This is a genomic window from Caballeronia sp. INML3B (assembly GCF_023631305.1).
Taxonomy (GTDB): Bacteria; Pseudomonadota; Gammaproteobacteria; order Burkholderiales; family Burkholderiaceae; genus Caballeronia; species Caballeronia turbans.
The window spans coordinates 744,780-768,336 of the sequence record NZ_JALQDI010000040.1 but is presented as its reverse complement, the minus strand read 5'-3'; the positions used below and the strand labels follow the sequence as shown (position 1 = coordinate 768,336).

Genomic DNA, 23,557 nt, shown 5'->3' with positions numbered 1-23,557 from the left:
CTTCAAACGTGCAGCAGCAGATGCTTGCGTTCCCACGAACTGATCACGCGGAAGAACGCTTCGTATTCGGTCTCCTTCAACGCGAGATAGGCGCGCACGAACTTCTCGCCGAACATGTCGGCGAGCGGCTCGCATGCACCCATCAACGTGAGACCCTCATCGAGATTGCGCGGCAACTGATACGGCTGGCGATAGCCGTCGCTCGCGAGCGGCTCGGTCGGCTCCAGATGCTGCGTCATGCCGAGATAACCCGCGGCCAGTGTCGCCGCGATCGCGAGATAAGGATTGCAGTCCACGCCCGGTATGCGATTCTCGATGCGCCGCGCCTGCGGCGACGCATGCGGCACGCGAAATCCCACGGTGCGGTTGTCGTAGCCCCATTGCACGTTGATGGGCGCGGCCATGAAGCGCGATAGCCTGCGATACGAATTGATGTAAGGCGCGAAAATCGGCATGAGCGCGGGCGTGTATTTCTGCAGGCCCGCGACGTAGCTATAGAAGAGGCCCGTCGGTTCGCCTTCTCGATTCGTGAAGAGATTGCGTCCGGTGTCTTCATCGACCACGCTCTGATGAACATGCATCGCCGAGCCGGGCTCGTTCTCCATCGGCTTCGCCATGAAGGTCGCATACATCTTGTGACGCAGCGCCGCCTCGCGCACCGTGCGCTTGAAGAGAAACACACGGTCCGCGAGATTGAGCGCATCGCCATGCATGAAGTTGATTTCCATCTGCGCCGCACCCACTTCGTGAATCAGCGTATCCACTTCGAGTTCCTGCACTTCGCAATACGCGTAGATGTCTTCGAAGAGCGGATCGAACTCGTTGACCGCATCGATCGAGTACGCCTGACGTCCCGTTTCCGCGCGCCCGGTTCTGCCCACGGGCGGCTGCAAGGGCAGATCGGGATCGCGGTTCATATCGACGAGAAAGAATTCCAGTTCCGGCCCGACGACAGGACGCCAGCCTTTCGCGGCGAATTTCCGCAGCACTTCACGCAACACGCGTCGCGGCGAAATTGCGACGGGCGTGCCGTCGAAATGCACGCAATCGTGGATGACTTGCGCCGTGGGATCGACGGCCCACGGAATCAGGCGGATCGTCGCGGGATCGGGCACGCACACCATGTCGGGATCGGTGACGCCGGTGAAGCTGCCATCGACGGGATAGTCGCCCGTCACCGTCTGGATCATCACGGCTTGCGGCAGGCGCATCGATTCGCCCGATTCGAACTTGCTGCGCGGAATGATCTTCCCGCGCGCGGTGCCCGCCATGTCGGGAATGATGGCTTCAACTTCAGTGATGTGATGCTTTCGAAGAAATTCGTCGATGCGTTCCATTGTCGTTCTCGTGTTTTAAAGGCGCGCATGCTTCCACGGCCTTCGCGATGCATCGCAAAGGCGCAAAGAAGGAAGGCGCGCGCATTCACGCGTGCAGACGCACGCGCGCGGACCCGTCAGTCAGGAAGGGAAGAACGGAAGAGGCGCTACGGCAGCAGCGAAGCGGCGCCGACGCAATGGACGGCGATGAACGCGCGAGCGGAAACGGCGTTGCGACGCCGCACGCAGCGGCGCGAGAGGACAGTCAGAACCGACAGGAAGCGGCGATCGGGAAGCTTGCCGCAGCGATCGGCGCAGGAGCCGCGGCTCCGACGTGCCAGAGGGCTTTGGACTTTCACGATAAGACTCGTTTGGCGAGTTGATTTGCAGAGCGATTGCAGATGCCGACAATTGCCCTTCAATGAGCATATACAAGACATAAACGCCGTCAATACGTTTTTTCCATTGGGCGCACATGTGGCGATTTTGCCGAGAAGGGAGCATGTTGCCCAATTCATCGATAATGTCGGCTCTTTCAGCCGATACGCCCACAGCGGCCCACAGAGCCCGATGCTCTCCAACCTGCTCGTCCAACTCGTCAACGGCCTCGCCGATGCCTGCGCGCTCTTTCTTGTCGCGTCGGGTCTCTCCCTGATCTTCGGGGTCACGCGCATCGTCAACTTCGCGCATGGCTCGCTCTACATGCTCGGCGTGTATGTCGCGTATAGCCTGACGAGCCGCTTCGGCGAAAGCGTCGCGGGCTTCTGGGCGTCGGTGCTGGGCGCTGCGCTTGTCGTCGGCGGGATCGGCGCGGCGATCGAAGTGAGCGTGCTCAGGCGCATCTATCGCGCGCCCGAACTGTTTCATCTGCTGGCCACATTCGCGCTGGTGCTGATCATTCGCGATGCGGCGCTCTATCTGTGGGGACCGGAAGATCTGTTCGGCCCGCGCGCGCCGCATCTGGAAGGGGCGGTGCAGATGCTCGATCATGCGCTGCCCGCTTACGATCTCGCGTTGATCGTCATCGGGCCGCTCGTGCTGCTCGCGCTGTGGTATGCGCTCACGCGCACGCGCTGGGGCACGCTCGTGCGCGCGGCCAGCGCGGATCGTGAAATGCTCGGGGCGCTCGGCGTCAATCAGGCGTGGCTCTTCACTGGCGTGTTTTTCGTGGGCGCGATGCTCGCTGGGCTCGGCGGCGCGCTGCAGGTGCCCCGCATGTCGGCGAATCTGTCGCTGGATATCGAAACCATCGGCAATGCGTTCGTCGTCGTCGTGGTCGGCGGCATGGGTTCGATTCCGGGCGCGTTCGTCGCGGCGCTATTGATCGCCGAGATCAAGGCGATGTGCATCGGCATCGGGCATGTGTCGATCGCGGGCATCGACTTTTCGTTGTCGAAGTTCACGCTCGTCGCGGAGTTCGTCGTGATGGCCGTCGTGCTCGTGCTGCGTCCGTGGGGACTTTTCGGCCGCGCACAGGCGATCGCACGAACTGCCGCGCCCGCGGACCGGCCTTTGCGTCCCGCCACGCGCAACATGAATATCGCCGCGGCTGTCGCTGTAACCGCGCTTGCGCTGGCGCCGCTCGCCGCCGATGCTTTCCCGTACATGCCCGTGCTGTTCGTCGAGATCATGATCGCGGTGCTGTTCGCGGCGAGCCTGCACTTCATCATGGGGCCGGGCGGCATGCACTCGTTCGGTCACGCGGCGTACTTCGGTCTCGGTGCATACGGCGCGGCACTGTTTCTCAAAGTATTCGCGCTGCCGATGGAAGCCGCGCTCGTGCTCGGTCCGTTGATCGCGGGCATCGGCGCGATCGTGTTCGGCTGGTTCTGCGTGCGCCTCTCGGGTGTCTATCTCGCGATGCTCACGCTCGCGTTCGCGCAAATCGTCTGGTCCGTCGTCTATCAATGGGACGCCGTGACGGGCGGGAGCAACGGCATACTGGGCATCTGGCCGTCGCCGTGGCTTGCGTCGCCTGTCGCGTTCTATTACCTCACGCTCGTGTTCGCGGTGATCGGCGTGTGGCTGCTGCGCCGCATGATCTTCTCGCCGCTCGGCCTCGCGATGCGCGCGGGTCGCGATTCGCCGTTGCGCGCCGAAGCGATCGGCATCGATGTCGCGCGCGTGCAATGGGCCGCGTTCGTCGTCGCCGCTCTCATCTGCGGACTCGCGGGCTCGCTTTACGCGTTCTCGAAAGGCAACATCTCGCCCGAAGCGATCAGCGTGGGCCGTTCCGTCGATGGCCTCGTGATGGTCCTGCTCGGCGGCATCCAGACGCTCACGGGCCCGATCGTCGGCGCGAGCGTGTTCACCTGGCTGCAGGATAGCGTCGCGCGTCAGACCGACTACTGGCAGGCGCTGCTCGGTGCCACGATCCTCGTGCTCGTCATCGCGTTTCCGCAGGGCATCGCAGGCTTCGTGCGCGAGCGCTTCTTCCCGGAGGCGCAATGACGCTGCTTTCGATCGCGCATCTGTCGAAGTCGTTCGACGGCGTGCAGGCCGTCGACGACGTATCGTTCGACCTTCAGGCAGGGCAGTTGCTCGCGCTGATCGGCCCGAACGGCGCGGGCAAGTCGACGTGCTTCAACATGATCAACGGTCAGCTCAAGCCGGGCGCGGGCGCGATTCGTTTCGACGGCCGCGATATCGCGGGCATGCGTCCGCGCGATATCTGGCGTCTCGGCGTGGGCCGCACATTCCAGATCGCCGCGACCTTCAATTCCATGACCGTGCTCGAAAACGTGCAGATGGCGTTGCTGTCGCGCGAGCGGCGCATCTATCGTCTTTTCGGGCGCGTCGCGTCATTCAGCGAAACCGAAGCGATGGCCTTGCTCGATCTCGTCGGCATGACGGCGCACGCGCAGCGCAGTTGCGCGGTGCTTGCATACGGCGACGTGAAGCGCGTCGAACTGGCGATCGCGCTTGCGAATCGTCCAAAGCTGCTTCTGATGGACGAACCGACCGCGGGCATGGCGCCGCAGGAACGCAATGAACTGATGGCGCTCACCGCGCGCCTCGCGAAAGAGCGCGACATCGGCGTGCTGTTCACCGAGCACAGCATGGACGTGGTGTTTTCGCATGCGGACAAGCTCATCGTGCTCGCGCGCGGCCGCCTCATCGCAGAAGGCGATGCCGAAGCCATCCGCAACGACGCGCGCGTGCGTGAGGTCTATCTCGGCACGGGTGCATCGTTCGCGCCGCGCACGGCGTTGAAGACGGGGGCAGCCACATGACGCTGCTGAAAGTCGACGCGCTCAACGCGTTCTATGGCCGCGCGCAGATCCTGTTCGACGTCGGCTTCGAAGTCGGTCGCGGCGAAGTGGTCGCGTTGATGGGCCGAAACGGCGCGGGTAAATCCACGACGATGAAAGCGGTGATGGGACTCCTGCCGCGCGTATCGGGCACGGTGTCGTTCATGGGCGAGAGCATCGCGGGCATGGCGCCTTATCGCATCGCGCGACGGGGCTTGGGGTATGTGCCGGAAGACCGGCGCGTTTTCGGCGAGCTGACCGTGATGGAGAATCTCGACACAGGCCGCCAGCCGCCGCGCGACGATGCGCCCTTGTGGACGCCAGAAAAGCTCTTTCGCGTGTTCCCGAATCTCGGCGAAATGCGCGGCCGCCGCGCGAGCCGCATGAGCGGCGGTGAGCAGCAGATGCTTACGGTATCGCGCACGCTGATGGGCAATCCGCGCCTCGTGTTGCTCGACGAGCCCTCGGAGGGTGTCGCGCCCGTCATCGTGGAACAGATGGCCGATATGATTCTCGAACTGAAGCGCGAAGGGCTCGCGATTCTTTTGTCGGAACAGAACCTGCACTTCGCGGAACTCGTCAGCGACCGCGTATATGTGCTGGAAAGAGGCCAGATACGCCATGAAGGCGCGATGAACGCATTCGCCCGCGACGATGCCGCGCGCCGCGAATTCCTTGGCGTATGAACGAATCGAATCTAAACAGAGAGGACAGAACCCGATGACGCCACTGCGCTTAACCCTCGCCGCCATTGCAGCGAGTCTCGCATTCGCCGCGCACGCCGACACCATCAAGATCGGCGAGATCAATAGCTACAAGGCACAGCCTGCATTTCTTCTGCCGTACAAGAACGGCTGGAATCTGGCGCTCGACGAGATCAACGCGGCGGGCGGCATCAATGGCAACAAGCTCGAAGTCGTCTCGCGCGATGACAACGGCAATCCCGGCGATACGGTTCGGGTCGCGCAAGAACTCGTCGCGCGCGAGCAGGTGAAGTTGTTGTTCGGCGGTTATCTGTCGAATACGGGCCTCGCGCTTGCGGACTTTGCGAAGCAACGGCGCATCTTCTTCCTCGCGGCCGAGCCGCTCACCGACAAGATCGTCTGGCAGGACGGCAACAAGTACACGTATCGTCTGCGCCCGTCGACGTACATGCAGGTCGCGATGCTCGTGCCCGAAGCCGCGAAGCTCAGGAAGAAGCGCTGGGCGCTCGTCTATCCGAACTACGAGTACGGCCAGTCGGCTGTGGCCACGTTCAAGCGCCTGCTGAAGGCGGCGCAGCCGGATGTGGAATTCGTCGCGGAGCAGGCGACCCCGCTCGGCAACGTCGATGCGGGCGCGGTGACGCAAGCGCTCGCCGATGCAAAGCCCGACGCCATCTTCAACGTGCTGTTCAGCGCCGACCTCGGCAAGTTCGTCCGCGAGGGCAACACGCGCGGACTCTTCAAGGATCGCGCGGTCGTGTCGCTGCTGACGGGCGAGCCGGATTATCTCGATCCGCTCGGCAAGGAAGCGCCGGTCGGCTGGATCGTCACGGGCTATCCGTGGTATTCGATCGATACCCCGGAGAACAAGAAATTCGTCGCCGCCTACGAGGCGAAGTATCACGACTATCCGCGCCTGGGCTCGGTCGTGGGCTATACCGCGATGATGTCGATCGCCAACGGCCTGAAGAAAGCCGGCTCACCCGATGCCGACAAGCTCGCCGCCGCATTCAAGGGCTTGCCCGTCGATACGCCGTTCGGCCCGATCACGTACCGCAAGCAGGACAATCAATCGACGATGGGCGCGTATGTCGGTGTGACGGGCCTGAAGGACGGCAAGGGCGTGATGACGTCGTTCCGTTATGTCGATGGCGCGAGCGTGCAGCCATCGGATGAAGAAGTGAAGAAACTGCGTCCGGCGGACTGACGCATCACGCCTTGGGAAAGGGCTTGCTGACGAACTTCGAACCGGCAAGCCCGAAACGCCAGGGTACGTCCATCGCCTTGGTGATGCCGATGCGCGGTCCGTGCACGATCGGGAAGTCTTCCTCGGGCGGCTCGATATGAAACGGCGCTTCGAGCAGCGACATGCCGTTGTTCCGGTGCGTGATGCCGAGCGCCTGCGCGGCGCGGCCCGGCCCCGAGCATAGAAGCTTGAGCGGCTCCAGTCCGCGCCGCGCACGCATTTCGTCGATGCCGACGAGCGGCTCGATCGCGCGAATCAGCACCCCGGCGCCGTGGCCGGCCTCGCGGCACACGAAATTCAGGCACCAGTGAATGCCGTAGGAACGGTAGACATAGGCATGGGCGGGCGGCCCGAACATGACCGCGTTGCGCGGCGTCGGCCCGGAGAAGCTGTGCGAGGCGGGATCTTCCCGGTCATAGGCTTCCGTTTCGACGATGCGGCCGCCGACACCGTCGACGGTCACGATCGCGCCGATGAGGCGTTGCGCGACGATCTCGGACGGCGCGTGAAAATCGACGGGTTTGGGCTTCTTGTTCACAAGCGGTATTCTAGCCGCGGCCGTGCCACCGCATTCAACCCGACCATCAGGAGACGCCGAATGAAGACTTCTTGGTTCCTCAAGTTCTCGAATGGGCTCGCGCAAGTGGCGGGGCACGCATCGACCTTCGTGACCGCGGTGGTGCTCGTCATCGTCTGGGCCGCATCGGGGCCGCTCTTTCATTTCAGCGACACATGGCAGCTCGTCATCAATACGTCCACGACGATCGTCACGTTCCTCATGGTCTTCCTGATTCAGAACACGCAGAACCGCGACACCGCCGCGATGCAGATCAAGCTCGATGAGCTCATTCGCGCGATCGACAAGGCGCATAACGCGCTGCTCGATCTCGAAGAGCTCGACGAAAAGGAACTCACCGTTTTTCGCAAGCGTTATGAAAAGCTCGCGCAGGAGGCGCGCGATGACTTGCGTTCGGCGAGCAAGGACATCGAGATGCCTTCATTCGACGAAGCGAAGCGGTAGCTGTCATTTCGTGAGACGCAGCACGCCCAGATTGCCGGCGATCTGCTGAAAGATGTTGTCGAGCGTCGTATTGTCCGGCGCGTGGTAATAGTTGCCCGGGCTCGCGCAGTTCTGCATCGTGACCTGTGCGCTCGAGCTGGATGCCGATGCGCCGAACGTAATCGAATAGATCGTGATGCCGCGCGCCTTGATTGCCGTGCAGATCGCCTGCTGGTAGGAGTTGGCGTCGTCGGGATAACCCGCGTTGTTGCCGCTCGAAGCGTCGATGGGACTGCCGCCGTGCAGCTCCGACGAGTCCGTGAGCGCGTTCGACATCGTGGTGCCGTCGGCCCGGATCACGGTCGGCGCCGACAGGCTGTTGGTGCCCACGCCCGAAAGGCCGTTGAAATACAGCGTGTTGGGAATCGAGCCCGCCGCGCCGATCTGGTTGAGGCCGTCGGTGAGGACGATCATCACGCGTTGAAGATTCTGCACGGAGCCGTCGGTGGGCTTCGGCAGACTCGGGTCGGACGAAATCCAGCCGTTCTTCGTGCCGGCTACGTTCTGCGACCACGACGGCTCCAGCATGCGCCAGCCCCACAGAAGGCCGACCGGAATGATCGTCGAGCCCGACGGCGTCATCTTGCTGACGGCCGTGGTGAGCGTGGTGGCGTTCTGCGTGAGGAAGGTCATCGAGGTGGCGAGGCAGCCGGAGTTCTGCGTCAGGTTCTGCCCGGTCGTGTTGGTCTCGTCGAACTGGGTGCCGATGCCGGTGCCCGTGCCGCCGCTCGGGCTGTTGCACTTGTTCGCCGACCCCGACGAGCCGATGGTGAATGGCACGTTCGAGACGGTCGACGACGAACTGCCCGACGTATTGCACGCGCTGTACCGCGTCGACGAACTATAGGTGACCACCTTGAGCTTGCTCGTCGGCACGTTGTAGTAGTAACGCTGGAACTTGCGCGTGTCGAGCGGCGAGTACGCCTCGGGCGAGAGATTGCCGCTGGTGCGCGGCTCGATCGGGCAGCCGCTCCACGCGCCCGTCGTCACGCCGCTCGTGTTGTAGCTCGGCAGCGTCGCGCTGAGCCAGCTGCCGCCGGACGGCAGGGCGCCCGTGGTGTTGACGGTGCTCGCGAACGGCACCAGGCCGATGAAGTTCTTGCTGGTGGAAGTGCTTCCGCCCGGCAGCAGGTCGCCGATCAGCGAGTTGGCCGCAGCCTGCAGTCCGCTCATCTTGGTCGCGCCGGACTTGCCGTTCGCGGGGTCTCTCATGGAGCCGGTGTTGTCGAGCACCATGACGAGTTCGAGCGTGCTCTGCGGCAGCCGCAGGGCTGTGTTGTTTGCCGATACCGTCGAAGTATCCGGCGGTGCCGTTCCGCCGCCGGAACCCGTGCCGGAGTCGCCACCGGATGTCTTGCTGAGAATCTTCGGCGCAAGCAAGGGCAGCGATCCCGACGCCGACAGCGCGATGGTCTGTCCGGTAGCGGGCGCGCCCGATACGGTCGCGGAAAACTGCCCGTCGGGCATGGTGAAGCCCATCATGCCGGAAGGACTGTTCGCGTCGTAGTACGCACGCGCGTCCTTCTGCCAGTTGGAGAGGCTCGTGCCGGTCGGCGTGTTGCCATAGCGCTGGAGATCGACGCCCGCCGACAACGTGGCGGCATCGAGCGCCATCTGCATGCGGCCCTGCGTCATCACGTAGTCGATCGCATCGAGCGCCACGCACATGGACCCGATCATGGTGCTCGCGCACATCGCGAACATCATCGCGACGCTGCCCCCTGCGCTTTGCGGCAGCCGGCTGCATGCGCGCAGCGTCGACGAAATCGTCATGAGCCTGAACCCTTTGCGTTTGAATTCCATGTGGACGTCCGTGACCACGCGAACGTCAGAAGAACGCTCTCGGCGCACGCGGCCGCACATACACGCGGCGGTACACGGTCTGCTGGCCCGGCAGCCCCGAGATCAATTTGGAGCTCATGGTGAACGGGTTGTACGACATGAATACTTCCACGATGATCGCCGAATCTCCCGTGCGAAAAGGCCACGAAGCGGGCAACGGACTCGTGCCCGAAATCCTCGACGCCATGCCCGAGCTCTTGCTGTTGGTCCATGAAGGCGGAGATGCCGACCACTGGACCTTCGGCGTGACGGTCGTCATGGAGTTATCCATGTCCTTGCATTTGCCGCTGGAATCCGGATCGCACACGAAGGTCACGTAGACCATGCCGTTGTCCTTCAACTGATACGGTGCGGCGAGCAGCAACGCGTCCTGCCACAGCGAGGCGTAGCTGTTCGCATCGGCGGTATCGTTGTTGTCGGCGATGATCGAGGTCATCTGACCGATGGTATTGGCGAGCGTGAAGGCCGTACGATCGACCGCGCTGACCGCGCGCATGTACAAGTAGACCTCGGTGAAGCCGAGCATCACGAGCAGCATGAGCGGCACGATGATGACGAACTCGATGGACACGCTGCCGCGATCCGAGCGCAGCACGCGGGTGAGCTTCCGGCAGATCGATCGCACCGTTTCGCTGGTCGTTCTCATTTTTCGTTCTGCACGATGAAATTGCGCTCGAAGATCAGTTCGTTCACGCCGAACATCGCCGGTATGCCGGTGATGCCGGGCATCCTGAGCTGTATGTTGTAGGCGACCACGTCGCCGTATCCGCCCATGTCCTGCGTCGGCGTGTAGGTCGAGCTAGCGACATTGCCGTAGCCGTAGCTGCCGTAGTTCAGTTCGGTGACCGTGATGGTCGCGTTTGCGTTCCTCCATCCACCCAGGATCGTCTCGACGATCCTCTGCGCCTCCTGGGCGCGGCTACCCGTGCTCGGCGCGGTCGTTGTCAGGCCCACACGAGACGCCGCCTGCGCGGCCGCCTGCACCGATGCATCGACGATCATTTCCAGCGCGATCTCGATCGTGCCGATGATGAGGATGACCGCGATAACGGCGACGAACGCGAATTCGATCGACGCGATGCCGCGCTCGTCGCGCAGGATCCGCGTCGCGACGCCCGGCGGTCGTGGAAGGCGGCGCGCGGCGGCTTTCATTTGAGGCGCGTCGTCTGCATCTGGGCCGTCGGAATCGCGGACGGCGCCGCGGGCTGCGCGGACGTGGGCCGGGACATCAGTTCGCGCTGAATGTCGTAGTAACGGAGATTGTCCTCGACCGATGCCTTCGGCAGATCGCGCGACAGGATTTCTGCGGCCGCTTCGCGGTTACCGAGCAGCCCGTAGGCGAGCGCGAGGTCCTGGCGCGCCTGCGGCGGCGCGGCGGGAAAGCGCGTCACGTCGAGCAGCACGTTTGCGCCTTCGCGCGGATCGCCGGAGAGCGTCAGCGACAGGCCAAGATTCACGGAGAGCAGCGGATCCCCGACATTCTTCCTGAGCGCCTCGCGCAGCACGGCCTGCGCGCCCGTGTGATCGCCGCTCAGGTCGAGCGCGGCGCCGAGCCCGGCCGAGGCGAGCGGGTCGTCGGGCGTCAGCGCGAGCAGACGCCGGTAGGTCGAGATGGCGTCGTCGAAGCGGCGCTGACGCATGGCGACGCGCGCGAGTCCGATGAGCGGCGCGGTCGCGTTCGCGTCGGCCTTGCTGGCGCGATCGTAGTAGACGCCCGCGCGCGTGAAGTCGCCGACCGTGTAGAGCGTGTTGCCGAGACCCGTGAGGCCCGCGACCGAGTGCGGGTCCGCCTGCACGGCTTTTTCATAGAGCGAGGTGGCAAGTTCGACATTGCCCGAATCGAGCGCGGTGTCGGCGATGCGCAGCTCGCTCATCGTGCTGGGCGCGGAATTGCGCATGACGGGACGGCTGTCGACGCTCTGGCGGGTGGTCGTCGTGCATGCGCCGAGGGCGATCACGAGCGTCGCACAGCACGCCGCGAGGCCGAGGCGGCGCATGCCGGGAAGTGACATCTGCGTTGTCTTCATTGCTTTGCAAAGACGCTCATGAGTTGTATGACGGCCGGGCCTGCGGCGATCAGCATCACCGCGGGAAGAATGAAGATCATCATCGGCACGGCCATCTTGGGTGCGAGCTTGGCCGCCTTTTCTTCGAGCGACACGATGTGCGCAAGCCGTTCGGTATGCGACAGCGTGCGCAGCGCCTGCGTGATCGGCGTGCCGTAGCGCATCGATTGCGTGAGCGTGGAGATCAGTGCGCGGATCGACGGCAGATCGATGCGATCGGCGAGCGCCTGCAACGCGCGCGTGCTGTCGCCGGACAGCTTCAGTTCGTCGGCGGTCAGCGAAAACTCGCCGGAAAGCGGCGGGCAGATGGACTTCAACTCGTCGGCAACGCGCCGGATCGAGACGCCGAGGCTGTTGCCCGCGTTCGTGCAGATGACGAGCAGATCGAGCGCATCGGGCAGGCACGACGCCATGGCCTTGCGCCGCCGCGCTGCGAAGAAGGCGATCACGTATTCCGGCAGGATCATGCCGACCACGAACACCAGCAGCATCATGATGCCCCGCACCGCCGGATAGCCGCCGACCACGGGAATGTGCGAGCCGAGCATCACCGCGAACGCGGCGCAGATGAGCCCGACGACGAACTTGATCGCAAGCAGCACGGACACCGCCGACTGGCTGCGATAGCCGCTGCGGACCATCTGCGTGCGCAGCTTCGCGCGGTATTTGGCATCGAAGAGCGGCAGCCGGTCGCCCAGGCGCGCGAGGCGCTGCGTGAGGCGCGCCACGGTGCCTTCGTCGTCGTCTTCTTCGGCGAGCGCGCTTTCATTGCGCTGCACGACGGCGGCCTGCCGCGTGCGCTCGGCGATGCGGCCGCGCGTCCCGCCATGCTTGGTCGCCCACCACAGCACGATCGCGACGACGAGCGCGAGCAGCATCAGCAGGTTGATGAGTGTTTCGAGTCTGTCCTGACTCATCGCGCGGTATCCAGTTTCGACATCTTGTGAACGAGGCTCAGTCCCACCGTGAGCGAAATCGCGGCGCACGTCAGCACTTTCTGGCCCGGGGGCGTTTTGAACAGCACCATCAGATACGGGCGGTTGAGCATGAACATGCTGCCCAGAATGAAGAAAGGCACCGCCGCGAGAATCTTGGTCGTGATGCGCGCCTCGCCCGTCAGCGCCTTGGTTTTCTGACGGATCTCGCGGCGCTTGCGCACGATGCCCGCGAGATTCTCGAGCGTTTCGCCGAGCTGCCCGCCGGTCTCGCGCTGCAGCAGCAGGCAGACGCAGAAGAAGGAGAAGTCCGCGATGCCGATGCGCGTGACCGCGGTGGCGAGCACCTCTTCCAGGTCGAGCCCCACCTTGATTCCGTCGCCCATCAACCGGAATTCGCTCCTGAGCGGCTCCGGGCATTCGCTCGACGCGACGCCCATCACGTGTGTCACCGGGACGCCCGCGCGCACGGCGCGCACGATCAGGTCGATGAGATCGGGAAAACCGTCCAGAAAACGGCGCTTGAATCGTTCGACGAGAAACCGGTACGCCTGGATCGCGCCGAGCACGGGCAGGCCGATCAGGAGCACCGGCGTTGCGAGCGCGGGCAGCGGCAGCAGCTTCGACATCACCAGCGCAAGGACCTCGGAAATGACCGCCGTGATGATCACCGCGCGCAGTCCGCTTGCGCCGGCCACCGTTTTGAGGCGCGCGATCTTCGGCGCGAACCAGCGGCTCACGACGTTGTCGTTGCGGCTGAAGGTGAAAAGGTCGGAGTGGTCATGACGGGTCTCGCGTCCGTTCGGGCCGGCCGCGGGGAAGGCGGCCTGCACCCGCGCCTGGATGCGCGCATCGGGGCGCTGTCTGCGCATGTCCTGCACCACGAGCAGCATGATGCCGAGCAGCAGGACGATGGCGAACGCGCAGAAGGTGATCAGATCGACGGAGCTCATGGCCGCATCGCCTCCAGCAGCGCATCTTCGAGACCGTAATAAGCGGCGCGCGCGGCGAAGGCCGGCCGCACGGCGCCCGTTTCGAACACGCCTTTGACTTCCTCGCTGTACGCGCTCGCATCGTAGCGGAAGGTGAAGAGATCCTGAGTGATGATGACGTCGCCTTCCATGCCCACCAGCTCGGTGATGCGCGTGACGCGCCGCATGCCGTCGCGCATGCGCTCGATCTGCACGATCATGTGCACCGCGCTCGCGATCTGCCGGCGGATCGACAGCAGCGGCAGGTTGCCGTTCGCCATCATCACCATCGATTCCAGACGCGTGATGCCGTCGCGCGGCGTGTTCGCGTGGATGGTGGTCATCGAGCCGTCGTGGCCCGTGTTCATCGCCTGCAGCACGTCGAAGGCTTCGGGGCCGCGCGTTTCGCCGAGAATGATGCGGTCGGGGCGCATCCGCAACGCGTTGCGCACGAGATCGCGCTGCGTGACGGCGCCGAGCCCTTCGGCATTTTCGGGGCGCGTTTCCAGACTGACGACGTGCGGCTGCACGAGCTGCAACTCGGCTGCATCCTCGATCGTCACGGTGCGCTCGCCGTGCCCGATGAAGTGCGACAGCGCATTGAGCAGCGTCGTCTTGCCCGAGCCCGTACCGCCCGAGACGATCACGTTCAGCCGGCACGTGCTCGCGAGCTTGAGCACGGTGGCCATCGCGGCCGACATGTTGCCCTGCTGCGACATGCGGTGCAGCGTGATGTTGCGCTTCGAGAATTTACGAATCGAGATCGACGCGCCGTTGATGGCGAGCGGCGGCAGCACGACGTTCACGCGGCTGCCGTCGGCGAGACGCGCATCGACCATCGGGCTGCTTTCGTCGACACGCCGCCCGACGCCCGCCGCGATGCGTTGCGCGACGTTGGTCACGTGCGTGTTGTCGCGGAACTTGCAGTTGGTGAGTTCGAGCCGCCCGTGCCGCTCGACATAGACCTGATCGGGACCGTTGACGAGCACGTCGGTGATGCTGTCGTCGGCGAGCAGCGGTTCGATCGGACCGAGGCCGAACATGTCGTTCAGCAACTCGCCGACGATCTGCCCCTGCTCCGCGATCGTGATGTTCAGCCGCTCGCGCTCCGCCACGTCCAGCACGAGCTGCTCGACGCCCGGCTTCATCTGCTCGCGTGTCTTGCCGACGGCGGCCGAGGGGTTCATCGCCGCGAACACGCCGTTGCGGATCACCTTGAATAGGTCCGAGCGCACCAGCACTTCACCGCCCTCGGGCGCGTGCGCGCGCGGGGCCGGCGCGACCGGGGGCGGCGCCTCGGCTGCCGCCGCGGCTTCGGCGCCGGGCGCCGCGTCCGGATCGGGCGCGGGGCGGGGAACCTGCTTCTGTCCGAACATCAGCCTCTCCTGAGCCTGAGCTTCTGGAAGAACGAGCGCTCGGCGTTCATCTGCTGACCGGTGAGGTCGCCGCCGATGCGCGTGATCATCTGATTGAAGCCGTTCACCGCTTTTTCTTTAGGCGCTTCGCCGAGGTTCTCGGCGGTCGCGAGCGCCTTTGCTTCGAACGGGATTTCGTACAGCACGTTGCGGCCGATTGCCGTCATGAAGTCGTTCGCCTGCACCTTGCCGCCCGTCACGGCGTTCGGGTTGTTGAGCAGCAGCGAGGTCGGCGGATTGTTGTCGCGGTCCTCGATGTGGCGCAGCAGGCGGATCGTCTCCCGTGTGGAATGCACCGAGCGGTCCGCGACCAGATAGACCCGCGCGGCGTGATCGAAGGCTTCCTGCGCGAGCGGGTCCGTCACCGTGCCGATGTCCAGAATCACGTAGTGGAAGCTGTCGCACAGCAGCTCGAGCACGCGCGGCAACGCGCCCGGGCCGAACGGACGCGCGGCGCCGTAATCGTGTTCCGCCGACAGCATGAAGAGCCGGCTGCCCTTGGCGACGAGCGTGCGCTCCACGTATTGCGGATCGAGGCGGTGCACGTTCTGCAGCACGTCGATGAGCCCGTTGTTGCTCTGCAGACCGAGCATCGAATTGGCTGCGCCGCCGTGCAGGTTCAGATCGACATAGGCGACGCGCCGATGCGTGTCTTCCGACAGATGGCGCGCGACGTTGAGCGCGAGCGTCGTCACCCCGACGCCGCCGCGCGAGCCCGTGAACGCAATCGTCTTGCCGGCGCGCGCGAGCATCACCGGGCTCACCTTGCCCTCGGAGACGTTGACCGTGCGCTTGAGCAGCTCGACCGTGATGGGCTTGACGAGGTAATCTCGCACGCCGATCTTGAGCAGGCTGCGAAACAGGCCGACGTCGTTGCGCTCGCCGAGCGCCACGACCTGCACCGACGGCTCGCACACTTCGGCGAGGCGGCCGAGGTCTGACAGCGGCATCACGGAGTCCTGCAGGTCGACGAGCAGGAAGAGCGGCGAGCGGTCGACGCGGGCGAGATACGCGATCGCGTCGTCGACGCTGCCGACGACGATATGCGCGTGCGGCATCGCCTGCTCGAGCACGAAGCTCTTGACGATCTGCTCGGTCTTGCGATCGGACACGAAGGCGATGAAATCCGCGTTGCGCGTGCCGGACTTGCTCTTCGAGAAGGAGAACTCTGTGCTCATGGCTGGCCTTATGTGCTTCTGGCTGTGTTGCGTCGCATCACTTGCTGTCGCGCGAGGTCGATCTGTCGAGCGGAATCACGCGGCCGGTCTCGTAGCGCCGCACCGCGCTCGCCGCCACCGCCGCGTTCGCCGGGCCGAGCGTCTGCGGATGCACGGCGTCTTCGGGGTGGGCGAGTTGCGCGGCGAGATTCGTGTAGGTCGCGCAGCCCCATTGCATGCTCGGGCGGCGGATGCCGGCGTCAGTCAGCAGCGACGGGCGCGCGAGGCTGTCGCAATCGGGCGGCACGGCCGACGTGCCGTCGTAGCCGATCACCGTTTCGTTCGGCATGTTGCGCGGCGGCTTGAAGCAGCCGCCGGCGGCGACGGCGAACGAGCCGGCGAGAAGGAGCGAAAGCAGTCGTGTGTGTTTCATCGCGGGCTCAATAGACGTAGCCGGCCGCGCCGACGAGACGCGGCTGTCCGGCCTGAGCCGGCGCTCCGCCGTTCTGGCGCCGGAAGCTGTATTCGACATCGCTCGACGGCGAGATCAGCGAATCGAGCGGCGTGCGCAGTTTCGACGGATCGGTCGGCTCGACGAGATACGGCGTGACCATGATCACGAGCTCCGTCTTGTTGTTCTGGTAGTTCGTCGACGAGAACAGCTTGCCGAGGATCGGAATCGAGCCCAGGCCCGGCACCTGCGAAACGACGTCGCTCGTATTGCTCTGCAGGAGCCCCCCGATCGCGAAGCTCTGGCCGCTCGCGAGCTCCACGGTCGTGTCCGCGCGACGAACGGAGAGTCCCGGCACGGTGACGCCGCCGGTCGTCACGCTCGCGGTCGTGTCGATCTGGCTGACTTCCGGGCGCACCTTCAGGCTGATGCGCCGGTCCGAGAGCACGGTCGGCGTGAAATCGAGCTTGACGCCGAACTGCTTGAACTCGACGGTGATCGCGCCGTTGGTCTGCGAAACGGGAATCGGAAATTCGCCGCCCGCGAGAAAGCTCGCCGTCTGCCCCGACAGCGCGACGAGATTCGGCTCGGCGAGCACCGTCAGCAGGCCTTCCTGATTCAGCGCGTCGACGAGCGCGCGGATGTCCACGTTGTTCGTCCTGAAGGCGCCGAGGATCGAATAGGCGTTGTTGGTCGGCAGATTGACCGGATAGGTCACGGCGCCGTTGGCGCCGGTGAGCGGCTGGCTCAGGTTGTAGATCGGGCGGCCGCTGAAGATGCCGCCATAAAAGTTGCCGACCGCGTTGCCCATCGCCTGCCAGTTGATGCCGAGCTGCTGCGTGATGTTGCGATCCACTTCGGTGATGCGCACGCGCAACTGCACTTGCAGCGGGCGGTCGATCGTCATGCGGTTGACGAGCACTTCCTTGTCGGCGAGATAGGGCGTCACCGCCTGGACGACGGCGTCGGCATCCGCCGGCGTCGCCGCCTGGCCGCTCAGCATCAGCGAGCCTTGTCCCGTCGCGACCTGCACGTTCGTGTTCGGAAAGCGCGCGGCGAGCATGGCGCGCAAGGTGATCATGTCGCGCGACACGACGATCGTGCGCTGCACGAGCGGACGGTTGTTGGCGCCGAGCACGTAGAGCGTCGTCGTGCCGGTTTTCTTGCCGAGCACGAAAACCGCCCTGGGCGAGGGCACGTGCACGTCCGCGACGGCGGGATCGGCGACGAAGACCGAGACGGCGTTTTCGTTCAGTGGCAACACCGTGCCCTTGCCCGCGTCGAGCACGAGCGCGCCTTGGGCACCGGCGGGCGCCATCGCGTCCGTCATGCCGCCGCGCGCGACGTTCGCGGCGCGCACGGCCGAGGGCGCGCCGGCGTAGGGCGGCATGTTCGCCGGCTCCGCGGCATGCGCGGCGGCGCACCCGACGAGCGACACGCACGCCAGAAGCACGGCGACTGGCGCGCTATCCGCGCGACCCGCGGTGCGAGTCGGACTGAACTGCGTCTTCATGAATGTGAATCCTGGCGATGGCACGCTTTCGAACGGGGGCACGGTGTCAACGCTCCGCGGGCACGGAGGGCAGCGGCGGGACGCCCTGGCCCGAACCGCCCGCCTGGGCAACGCTCGACGTCTCCGACTTCTCGGAGCCGCGGTAGATGGTCACGGTGCGCGGCATGGCCGGCGCGGCGCTCGGCGCGCCCGACTGAGCGGGGCGCGTGCGCGGCAGCTCGCGCACGGCGCGGGAGATGTCGCCGGCCCAGAGAGGCTTGCGCTCGTCGGCGGAAGCGCCGGCGGCCGCCGCCGGTTCGCGGCTGACGGTCGCGAAGCTGCGCAGCGCGAGCGACAGGCTGCCGAGCCGCGCCGCGACCGCCACGACTTCGCCCATGCGCGGCGTGACTTCGAGCGTCACGGTGCGGGCGCGGACCACGGCGACGTCGGCGTCGCCGTCGTTTTTCGGCCGCTTGATTTCGGAACCGACGGCGAGCACGCGCACGTGCTCGACCACCGTCTCGCTCGATACCGCGAGATCCGGGGATTCGGTGCGCCGGTCCATTTGCTGCGTGAGGAGCAGGTCGACGTAATCGCCCGGCTGGATCAGCCCGGCGTTGCCGGACACGTCGTCGACGGCGACCGAGACCGCGCGCATGTCGGGCTTGAGCGTCGCGGCGAGGAAGCCGGGGGCGCTCGGCAGAAAGACGTCGTCGGATACGAGGACGGTGCCGCTCGCGACCGGATGGCGCAGCAGCGCGCCCTTCAGGTCGGGCGCACCCGCGACGCCCGCGACGATGGCGCTGGACGGAATGTCCGCCTTGGGAATGTCCTTCCAGGCGAGGTCCTCGTCGCGCAGCAACAGGCCTTGCGGCAGGTTCGCCGCGCTCACCAGCACTTTCTCGCTCGTCACGACGGGCTTTGCCGTGCGCGACGCGCTCGCAAGGACGACGCGCACGATCAGCGCGACCAGGAGTGCGCCGAGCAGCAGCACGGCAAACTTGATGATGTTGGACATGAGGACGTCGTCCTATCGCGTCGAGATGAGGTGCAGCAGGGCAGGCAGCACGATGACGAGACCGCCGCCGAAGGCGAGCGCCACGCCGTACGGAACGCCGCGCGCCGCGGAGAACATCGCGAGCGCGCGCAGCGGCACGAAGCGCTGAGACGGATTCATGTTGCGGGTGGCGAGACTCACGAGCGACACCACGGTCCCGATCACGGAGATGAGCGTCAGCGTGGCGAGCGAAAGACCGAATCCCACCCAGAGAAAGATGACGGAAGCGAGCTTGGCGTCGCCACCGCCGAGCATCCGCGCGACGAACAGGACCGCGCAGGCCAGAAACACGACGACTGCAAGCAGCAGATGCGAGATCACATCGTCGAGCGACATGCCGGCGATGAGCGCATCGACGAAAAAGAGTGCACCGATCGAGAGGACGATGCTCGTCGGCAGACGTCGGGTGCGTACGTCGATGACAGCGAGCCAGAGTAGGGCGCCCAGCACGACAAGACGAATGACGAGAGACGGTACGGTCACGATGGACTCGATTCGGTTAGGCGATACAGGGGTCCGGGCGTTTGACGGCCCGGACCTGATGCTCGACTGCTTAGGCGCCTGCCGCGCTCTTAACCTTGGTGGTCAGGTTGGTGAAAATGTCCGAGAGGTTGGTGCTGAAGGTCGAGCCGACCAAGGTCAGTGCGACCACGACGATGCCGGCGAGGATGGCGTATTCCATGGCGCTGACGCCACGTTCGTCGCGCACGAAGGCTTTCAGAAGTTTTTGCATATTGCTTCCTTGATGAGTGAGAGTCGGGTTTGCAGTGCCAGGGGGAAGTGCTTACCGTTTGGATCATATCCATGGCCGCCCAGGCCAAACGCGAGAACAAAAGGCAGAACAGGCCTCAATTTGAAACGACCTGGGTGATATGGATAAGCGCGTTAACGGCAAGGGCTTGACGGGCTTTAATCGATTCGAACAAATGCGCCCCGAACCGGACGATTTCGCGGAAAAAGCGCACTGTTTGTCCACCCGCAAGCGATTGCGCGGCATCCCAGACAGCGATGCGACCGGTGCACTCGCTGTTGCGCGCACAGGCCGCGATGTGGGCACGCACGTTGCTCGCGCGTCAAGGGCCAGTCCACTTCATATGGAGGTCCGACATGCCCGAAAAGAAAACCCTCGAGCGCGCAGCGAAGGCGAAGCGCGCAGGCAAGTCCCCGAGCACGCAGGCGGGTGCGTTCGTGAAGGAGCAGATCGATCACATTCGCGAAGGCAAGCACGGCGCGAAGTCGGCGAAGCAGGCCATCGCGATCGGGCTGTCCGAAGCGCGTCGCTCGGGCGTGAAGACGAAGGCGCCGAAGAAGGGCACGACGTCCGAGGCCACGCGCAAGAAGGCCGCGCAGGACACGAAGGCCGCGCATCGCACGAAGCGAAGCCCGAGCACCGAGTCGAAGGCGAAGCGTTCAGCCGTGTCCACGCGCGTGCTCAAACGCGAAAGCACCAAGGCCGCTTCGCACAAGTCCCTGTCGCGTCAATCGCACGCGGCTGCGAGCCGGCGCTCGGCGGCGGATCGGTCAGCGGCGGCGAAGAAAGGCTGGGCGACGCGACGCGCCCGTGCCGCCGGTGCATCGAAGGGCACGCGTCACGCGTCGCGTTGAGCGGGAAGCATCCGCGCGAACGAAACGGCCATCGTTGCCAGTTCTTGCGCCGCGGGCGTGAGAGGGACGCCCGCGCGCCGCAGCAGACATACCGGCGTTTTCGCGGCGCGCTCGGCGATAGGCACGATCTCGACGTGCTCCCGGAAGAACGGATGCCCGGCGAGGCTCGCGGGTTCCAGACCGATATAGTCGCTCGACGCAATGCAGTGCAGGGTGTCGAACACGGCTTCGGTCGTCGCGGCGATGCGCGGCGGCGCGAGCTTCGCGTGCTCGAAGAGCGCCGACAGCTTGTTGCCCAGCGCACCGCCGCCGCGTTGCCGCGTGCTGACCCATTCCGCGTCCTGGAGGGCGCGCAGCGAGCGCGCACGCCCGAGCGGATGCCCGCGCCGCGCGATCACCGCGACTTCGGTGTCGAAGAGCGGGGTGGCGTCCATGTCGTGGATGTCGGCATCGGGGGAGATCAGGGCGAGCGCGAAGTCGAGGCTGCCGTCGCGAACCCATGAAGTCAGCATCCGCGACGTCGCGCTCGTCAGATGCACGTCGATGCGCGGACAGCGCTCGCGATAGCTCGCGAGCAGCGCGGGAAAGAGGCGCATCGTCGCTTCCGCGGCGAGGCCGAGCGCAACGCGGCCCGTCAGTTCGCCGCGCAACTGGCGCATTTCTTCTTCGGTCTTTCTGCACTCGCCGAGAATCAGGTCGGCGCGCAGACGCAATCGCTCACCGACCGGCGTCAGGCGCGCGCCGCGCACGTCCCGCTCGAACAGCGGCCCGCCCGCGAGCGTCTCGAGCTTCTGCAATTGCTGGGTGATGCCGCTTTGCGCGACATCGAGCCGCCGCGCGGCCGCACGCACGCTGCCCGCCTCGGCAACGGCGACGAACATGCGCAATTGCGTCAGAGTCATATCCACGCTCGGCGTCTCCGTCGGGTGATCTCGAAAAGTGATCATGATAAGCAAAATGCGTCTTTTTGAGAGCGTCTTGCGCTCGTACCATCGGTGGCACCAAAACGGAGACGCCGCCTTCATGTACAGACTCAGCTCACTCTTCCTGGCCGCCGCGCTCGTCGCGGCCGCGCCGCTTCAGGCGAAAGATGCCGACGCCCTGCGCCTTGGCATCGATCCCGGCTATCCCCCGATGGACGTGAAGACGCCCGACGGCCACGTCGCGGGTTTCGACGTCGATCTCGGCGATGAAATCTGCCGCCGCATCGCGATGCGCTGCCAGTGGGTGGAACTCGAATTCTCGGGGATGATTCCCGCGCTGCAGGCACGCAAGATCGACGGAATCATGTCGTCGATGGCGATCACCGACAAGCGCATGAAGCAGATCGCGTTTTCCACCAAGCTCTTTCAGTTCCGCTCGCGCCTGATCGCGAAGCAGGGCACGCCGCTCACGGCGAGCGCGCAGGGCTTGCGGGGCAAGCGCATCGGCGTGCAGAGCGGCAGCCAGTTCGAAACCTACGCGCTGAAAAACTGGCAGCCGGGCGGCGTCGAGGTGGTGTCGTATCAGAGCATGGAAGGCGTGCTGAACGACCTGAGCGCGGGACGCATCGACGCCGCGCTGCTCGGTTCGGTGGAAGCGGAGCACGGGTTCCTGAAGACGCCGCGCGGCGCGGGCTTCTCGTTCGTCGGCGAGCCGCTTTCGATGGGCGATCACGGCGTCGGCATGGGCCTGCGCCAGGACGATACGGCGCTCAAGGCGAAAGTCGACAAGGCCGTGAACGACATGCGCGCCGACGGCACGTATCAGAAGATCGCGCGCAAGTACTTCGACTTCGACGTGTACGGCGACTGAGGATTTCTCGATGCAAACCAGACGCCATTCACTCGTTTCCACGACGCTCGGCACCTCGCGCGAGCTCGTCAGCTTTCATTTCGGCGACGCGAAGCGCGACGGCGAGAAGGTCTACATTCAGGCGTCGTTGCACGCCGACGAAACGCCCGCGATGCTCACCGCATGGACGTTGAAGAAGCGGCTCGCCGCGCTCGACGCCGAAGGCCGCGTGCGCGGTGAAATCGTGCTCGTGCCGGTGGCGAATCCGATCGGTCTGTCGCAGCATGTGCTCGGGCAATTTCTCGGGCGCTTCGAGGCGAACAGCGGCCACAACTTCAACCGCAGCTTTCCGATGCCGCCCGCCGCGGCGTTGATCGAGCGCGTGGGCGCGCATTTATCGTCCGCGGATGCCGCGCACAACGCGCGCCTTGTGCGCGGCGCGCTCGTCGAGATGCTCGGCGAAATGACCGCGAAGAACGAATTCGAATCGCTGCGGCTCGCGCTGCTGACGCTGGCGTCACGAGCCGATATCGTGCTCGATCTGCATTGCTCGCTCGAAGCGACGATGCACGTTTATACGAGCCCCGCGAGCTGGCCCGCGATCGAGCCGCTCGCGCGCCATCTCGGCGCGAACGGCGTGCTGCTCGCCACCGATTCCGGCGGGCAGTCTTTCGACGAAGTTCACGCGCTGCTGTGGAACGAACTGCGCGAGCGCCTCGGCGAGAGGACGCCGCTCGGCGCGCCGAATATCGCGGCGACGATCGAACATCGCGGGCAGCGTGATGTCGATTACGACACCGCCGCGCATGATGCCGATGCCATCGTCGATTATCTGATCGCGCGTGGCGTGATCGAGGGCGATGTGAAGGACGCGCCGCCGCTTGCGCAACCCGCGACGCCGCTTGCGGGCAGCCAGCAGTTGATCGCGCCGGTGAGCGGGATCGTCGTGTATCGGGCGACGGTGGGCGCACTGCTCAGAGCGGGCGATCCGGTGTTCGATATCGTCGATCCGGTCACCGATGCGGTGACCACCATCGCCACGGATAACGACGGCGTCTTCTACATGCGCCGCGCGATCCGCTTCGTGTATGCGGGCGCGCCGATGGGGCGCGTGACGGGGAAGAAGGCGATCAGGAGCGGGGTGCTGATCGGGGCGTGAGGGTCCGGCGAGCCGCATCGCCAGCGTGTCGAGCGCGCGCTTGCCTTGCTCGCTAGA

General features: G+C 65.2%; 25 protein-coding genes. 8 read left to right on the top strand and 17 right to left on the bottom strand.

The features are described 5' to 3' along the window. Positions 1-2: 2 nt before the first annotated feature. A complete protein-coding gene (locus NCS58_RS19375; protein WP_061118033.1) occupies positions 3-1,337 on the bottom strand; it encodes a glutamine synthetase family protein in 1,335 nt (444 codons plus the stop codon). A 549-nt stretch (positions 1,338-1,886) separates the two neighbouring features. Between NCS58_RS19375 and NCS58_RS19365 the strand changes: the two genes are divergently transcribed. Genes NCS58_RS19365 through NCS58_RS19350 form a run of 4 tightly spaced genes read left to right on the top strand, consistent with a single transcriptional unit; the run spans position 1,887 to position 6,478 of the window. Then, positions 1,887-3,767 (top strand): ABC transporter permease, encoded by a 1,881-nt coding sequence (locus tag NCS58_RS19365; RefSeq protein WP_061118035.1) that lies wholly within the window; start codon positions 1,887-1,889, stop codon positions 3,765-3,767. Continuing rightward, a complete protein-coding gene (locus tag NCS58_RS19360) occupies positions 3,764-4,549 on the top strand; it encodes an ABC transporter ATP-binding protein (protein ID WP_061118036.1) in 786 nt (261 codons plus the stop codon). The genes NCS58_RS19365 and NCS58_RS19360 overlap by 4 nt, the downstream gene beginning before the upstream one ends. Further along, positions 4,546-5,253 carry an ABC transporter ATP-binding protein gene (locus NCS58_RS19355; RefSeq protein ID WP_061118037.1) on the top strand — a complete coding sequence of 236 codons (708 nt, stop codon included), beginning with the start codon at positions 4,546-4,548 and terminating at the stop codon, positions 5,251-5,253. The genes NCS58_RS19360 and NCS58_RS19355 overlap by 4 nt, the downstream gene beginning before the upstream one ends. 34 nt (positions 5,254-5,287) lie before the next feature. Next, positions 5,288-6,478, top strand: coding sequence for an ABC transporter substrate-binding protein (locus NCS58_RS19350; RefSeq protein WP_061118038.1), 1,191 nt, complete (start codon positions 5,288-5,290; stop codon positions 6,476-6,478). A 4-nt stretch (positions 6,479-6,482) separates the two neighbouring features. On the opposite strand, the gene NCS58_RS19345 is transcribed toward NCS58_RS19350, so the two are convergent. Beyond that, on the bottom strand, positions 6,483-7,055 hold the full coding sequence (locus NCS58_RS19345) for a DNA-3-methyladenine glycosylase (protein ID WP_061118039.1): 573 nt from the start codon (positions 7,053-7,055) through the stop codon (positions 6,483-6,485). A gap of 60 nt (positions 7,056-7,115) precedes the next feature. Between NCS58_RS19345 and NCS58_RS19340 the strand changes: the two genes are divergently transcribed. After that, positions 7,116-7,538, top strand: coding sequence for a low affinity iron permease family protein (locus tag NCS58_RS19340; RefSeq protein WP_061118040.1), 423 nt, complete (start codon positions 7,116-7,118; stop codon positions 7,536-7,538). Between the two features lie 3 nt (positions 7,539-7,541). Here the strand turns inward: NCS58_RS19340 and NCS58_RS19335 are convergent, their stop codons facing one another. The 14 genes from NCS58_RS19335 to NCS58_RS19270 all read right to left on the bottom strand — a co-directional run bounded on the left by NCS58_RS19335 (position 7,542) and on the right by NCS58_RS19270 (position 20,024). Continuing rightward, on the bottom strand, positions 7,542-9,380 hold the full coding sequence (locus NCS58_RS19335; RefSeq protein WP_250477458.1) for a VWA domain-containing protein: 1,839 nt from the start codon (positions 9,378-9,380) through the stop codon (positions 7,542-7,544). Between the two features lie 25 nt (positions 9,381-9,405). Beyond that, positions 9,406-10,065, bottom strand: coding sequence for a TadE/TadG family type IV pilus assembly protein (locus NCS58_RS19330; protein ID WP_250477457.1), 660 nt, complete (start codon positions 10,063-10,065; stop codon positions 9,406-9,408). Next, on the bottom strand, positions 10,062-10,571 hold the full coding sequence (locus tag NCS58_RS19325) for a TadE/TadG family type IV pilus assembly protein (protein WP_061118041.1): 510 nt from the start codon (positions 10,569-10,571) through the stop codon (positions 10,062-10,064). Before NCS58_RS19325 ends, NCS58_RS19330 begins: the two co-directional genes overlap by 4 nt. Continuing rightward, on the bottom strand, positions 10,568-11,431 hold the full coding sequence (locus tag NCS58_RS19320; RefSeq protein ID WP_250477456.1) for a lipopolysaccharide assembly protein LapB: 864 nt from the start codon (positions 11,429-11,431) through the stop codon (positions 10,568-10,570). The genes NCS58_RS19325 and NCS58_RS19320 overlap by 4 nt, the downstream gene beginning before the upstream one ends. A gap of 11 nt (positions 11,432-11,442) precedes the next feature. After that, positions 11,443-12,402: a type II secretion system F family protein gene (locus tag NCS58_RS19315; protein WP_061118042.1), complete on the bottom strand. Its 960-nt coding sequence runs from the start codon at positions 12,400-12,402 to the stop codon at positions 11,443-11,445. Next, positions 12,399-13,373 carry a type II secretion system F family protein gene (locus tag NCS58_RS19310; RefSeq protein ID WP_061118043.1) on the bottom strand — a complete coding sequence of 325 codons (975 nt, stop codon included), beginning with the start codon at positions 13,371-13,373 and terminating at the stop codon, positions 12,399-12,401. The genes NCS58_RS19315 and NCS58_RS19310 overlap by 4 nt, the downstream gene beginning before the upstream one ends. Further along, positions 13,370-14,767 carry a CpaF family protein gene (locus tag NCS58_RS19305; RefSeq protein ID WP_061118044.1) on the bottom strand — a complete coding sequence of 466 codons (1,398 nt, stop codon included), beginning with the start codon at positions 14,765-14,767 and terminating at the stop codon, positions 13,370-13,372. Before NCS58_RS19305 ends, NCS58_RS19310 begins: the two co-directional genes overlap by 4 nt. Beyond that, positions 14,767-15,984 (bottom strand): AAA family ATPase, encoded by a 1,218-nt coding sequence (locus NCS58_RS19300; RefSeq protein ID WP_061118045.1) that lies wholly within the window; start codon positions 15,982-15,984, stop codon positions 14,767-14,769. Before NCS58_RS19300 ends, NCS58_RS19305 begins: the two co-directional genes overlap by 1 nt. A 37-nt stretch (positions 15,985-16,021) precedes the next feature. Continuing rightward, positions 16,022-16,396, bottom strand: coding sequence for a CpaD family pilus assembly lipoprotein (locus NCS58_RS19295; RefSeq protein ID WP_061118046.1), 375 nt, complete (start codon positions 16,394-16,396; stop codon positions 16,022-16,024). Positions 16,397-16,403: 7 nt separating this feature from the next. Continuing rightward, positions 16,404-17,804, bottom strand: a complete 1,401-nt coding sequence (locus tag NCS58_RS19290; protein WP_061118146.1) for a type II and III secretion system protein family protein — start codon at positions 17,802-17,804, stop codon at positions 16,404-16,406. 169 nt (positions 17,805-17,973) lie between these two features. After that, complete coding sequence (gene cpaB, locus NCS58_RS19285) at positions 17,974-18,924, bottom strand: Flp pilus assembly protein CpaB (RefSeq protein ID WP_061118047.1); 951 nt, start codon at positions 18,922-18,924, stop codon at positions 17,974-17,976. A 12-nt stretch (positions 18,925-18,936) separates the two neighbouring features. Continuing rightward, positions 18,937-19,446, bottom strand: a complete 510-nt coding sequence (locus NCS58_RS19280) for a prepilin peptidase (protein WP_061118048.1) — start codon at positions 19,444-19,446, stop codon at positions 18,937-18,939. 70 nt (positions 19,447-19,516) lie between these two features. Further along, positions 19,517-19,696: a Flp family type IVb pilin gene (locus NCS58_RS19275; protein ID WP_061118049.1), complete on the bottom strand. Its 180-nt coding sequence runs from the start codon at positions 19,694-19,696 to the stop codon at positions 19,517-19,519. A gap of 115 nt (positions 19,697-19,811) precedes the next feature. Continuing rightward, positions 19,812-20,024: a hypothetical protein gene (locus tag NCS58_RS19270; RefSeq protein WP_143756327.1), complete on the bottom strand. Its 213-nt coding sequence runs from the start codon at positions 20,022-20,024 to the stop codon at positions 19,812-19,814. 46 nt (positions 20,025-20,070) lie between these two features. Between NCS58_RS19270 and NCS58_RS19265 the strand changes: the two genes are divergently transcribed. Next, the gene (locus NCS58_RS19265; RefSeq protein WP_061118050.1) at positions 20,071-20,568 is read left to right on the top strand and encodes a DUF6496 domain-containing protein; all 498 of its coding nucleotides are present in this window, start codon (positions 20,071-20,073) and stop codon (positions 20,566-20,568) included. Here NCS58_RS19265 and NCS58_RS19260 read toward each other — a convergent pair. Further along, a complete protein-coding gene (locus NCS58_RS19260) occupies positions 20,553-21,470 on the bottom strand; it encodes a LysR family transcriptional regulator (RefSeq protein WP_250490483.1) in 918 nt (305 codons plus the stop codon). The two genes, NCS58_RS19265 and NCS58_RS19260, sit on opposite strands and share 16 nt — an antisense overlap. A 121-nt stretch (positions 21,471-21,591) precedes the next feature. Between NCS58_RS19260 and NCS58_RS19255 the strand changes: the two genes are divergently transcribed. Beyond that, positions 21,592-22,362: a transporter substrate-binding domain-containing protein gene (locus NCS58_RS19255; RefSeq protein WP_061118052.1), complete on the top strand. Its 771-nt coding sequence runs from the start codon at positions 21,592-21,594 to the stop codon at positions 22,360-22,362. 10 nt (positions 22,363-22,372) lie between these two features. Further along, the gene (locus tag NCS58_RS19250; RefSeq protein ID WP_061118053.1) at positions 22,373-23,500 is read left to right on the top strand and encodes a succinylglutamate desuccinylase/aspartoacylase family protein; all 1,128 of its coding nucleotides are present in this window, start codon (positions 22,373-22,375) and stop codon (positions 23,498-23,500) included. Positions 23,501-23,557: the final 57 nt, after the last annotated feature.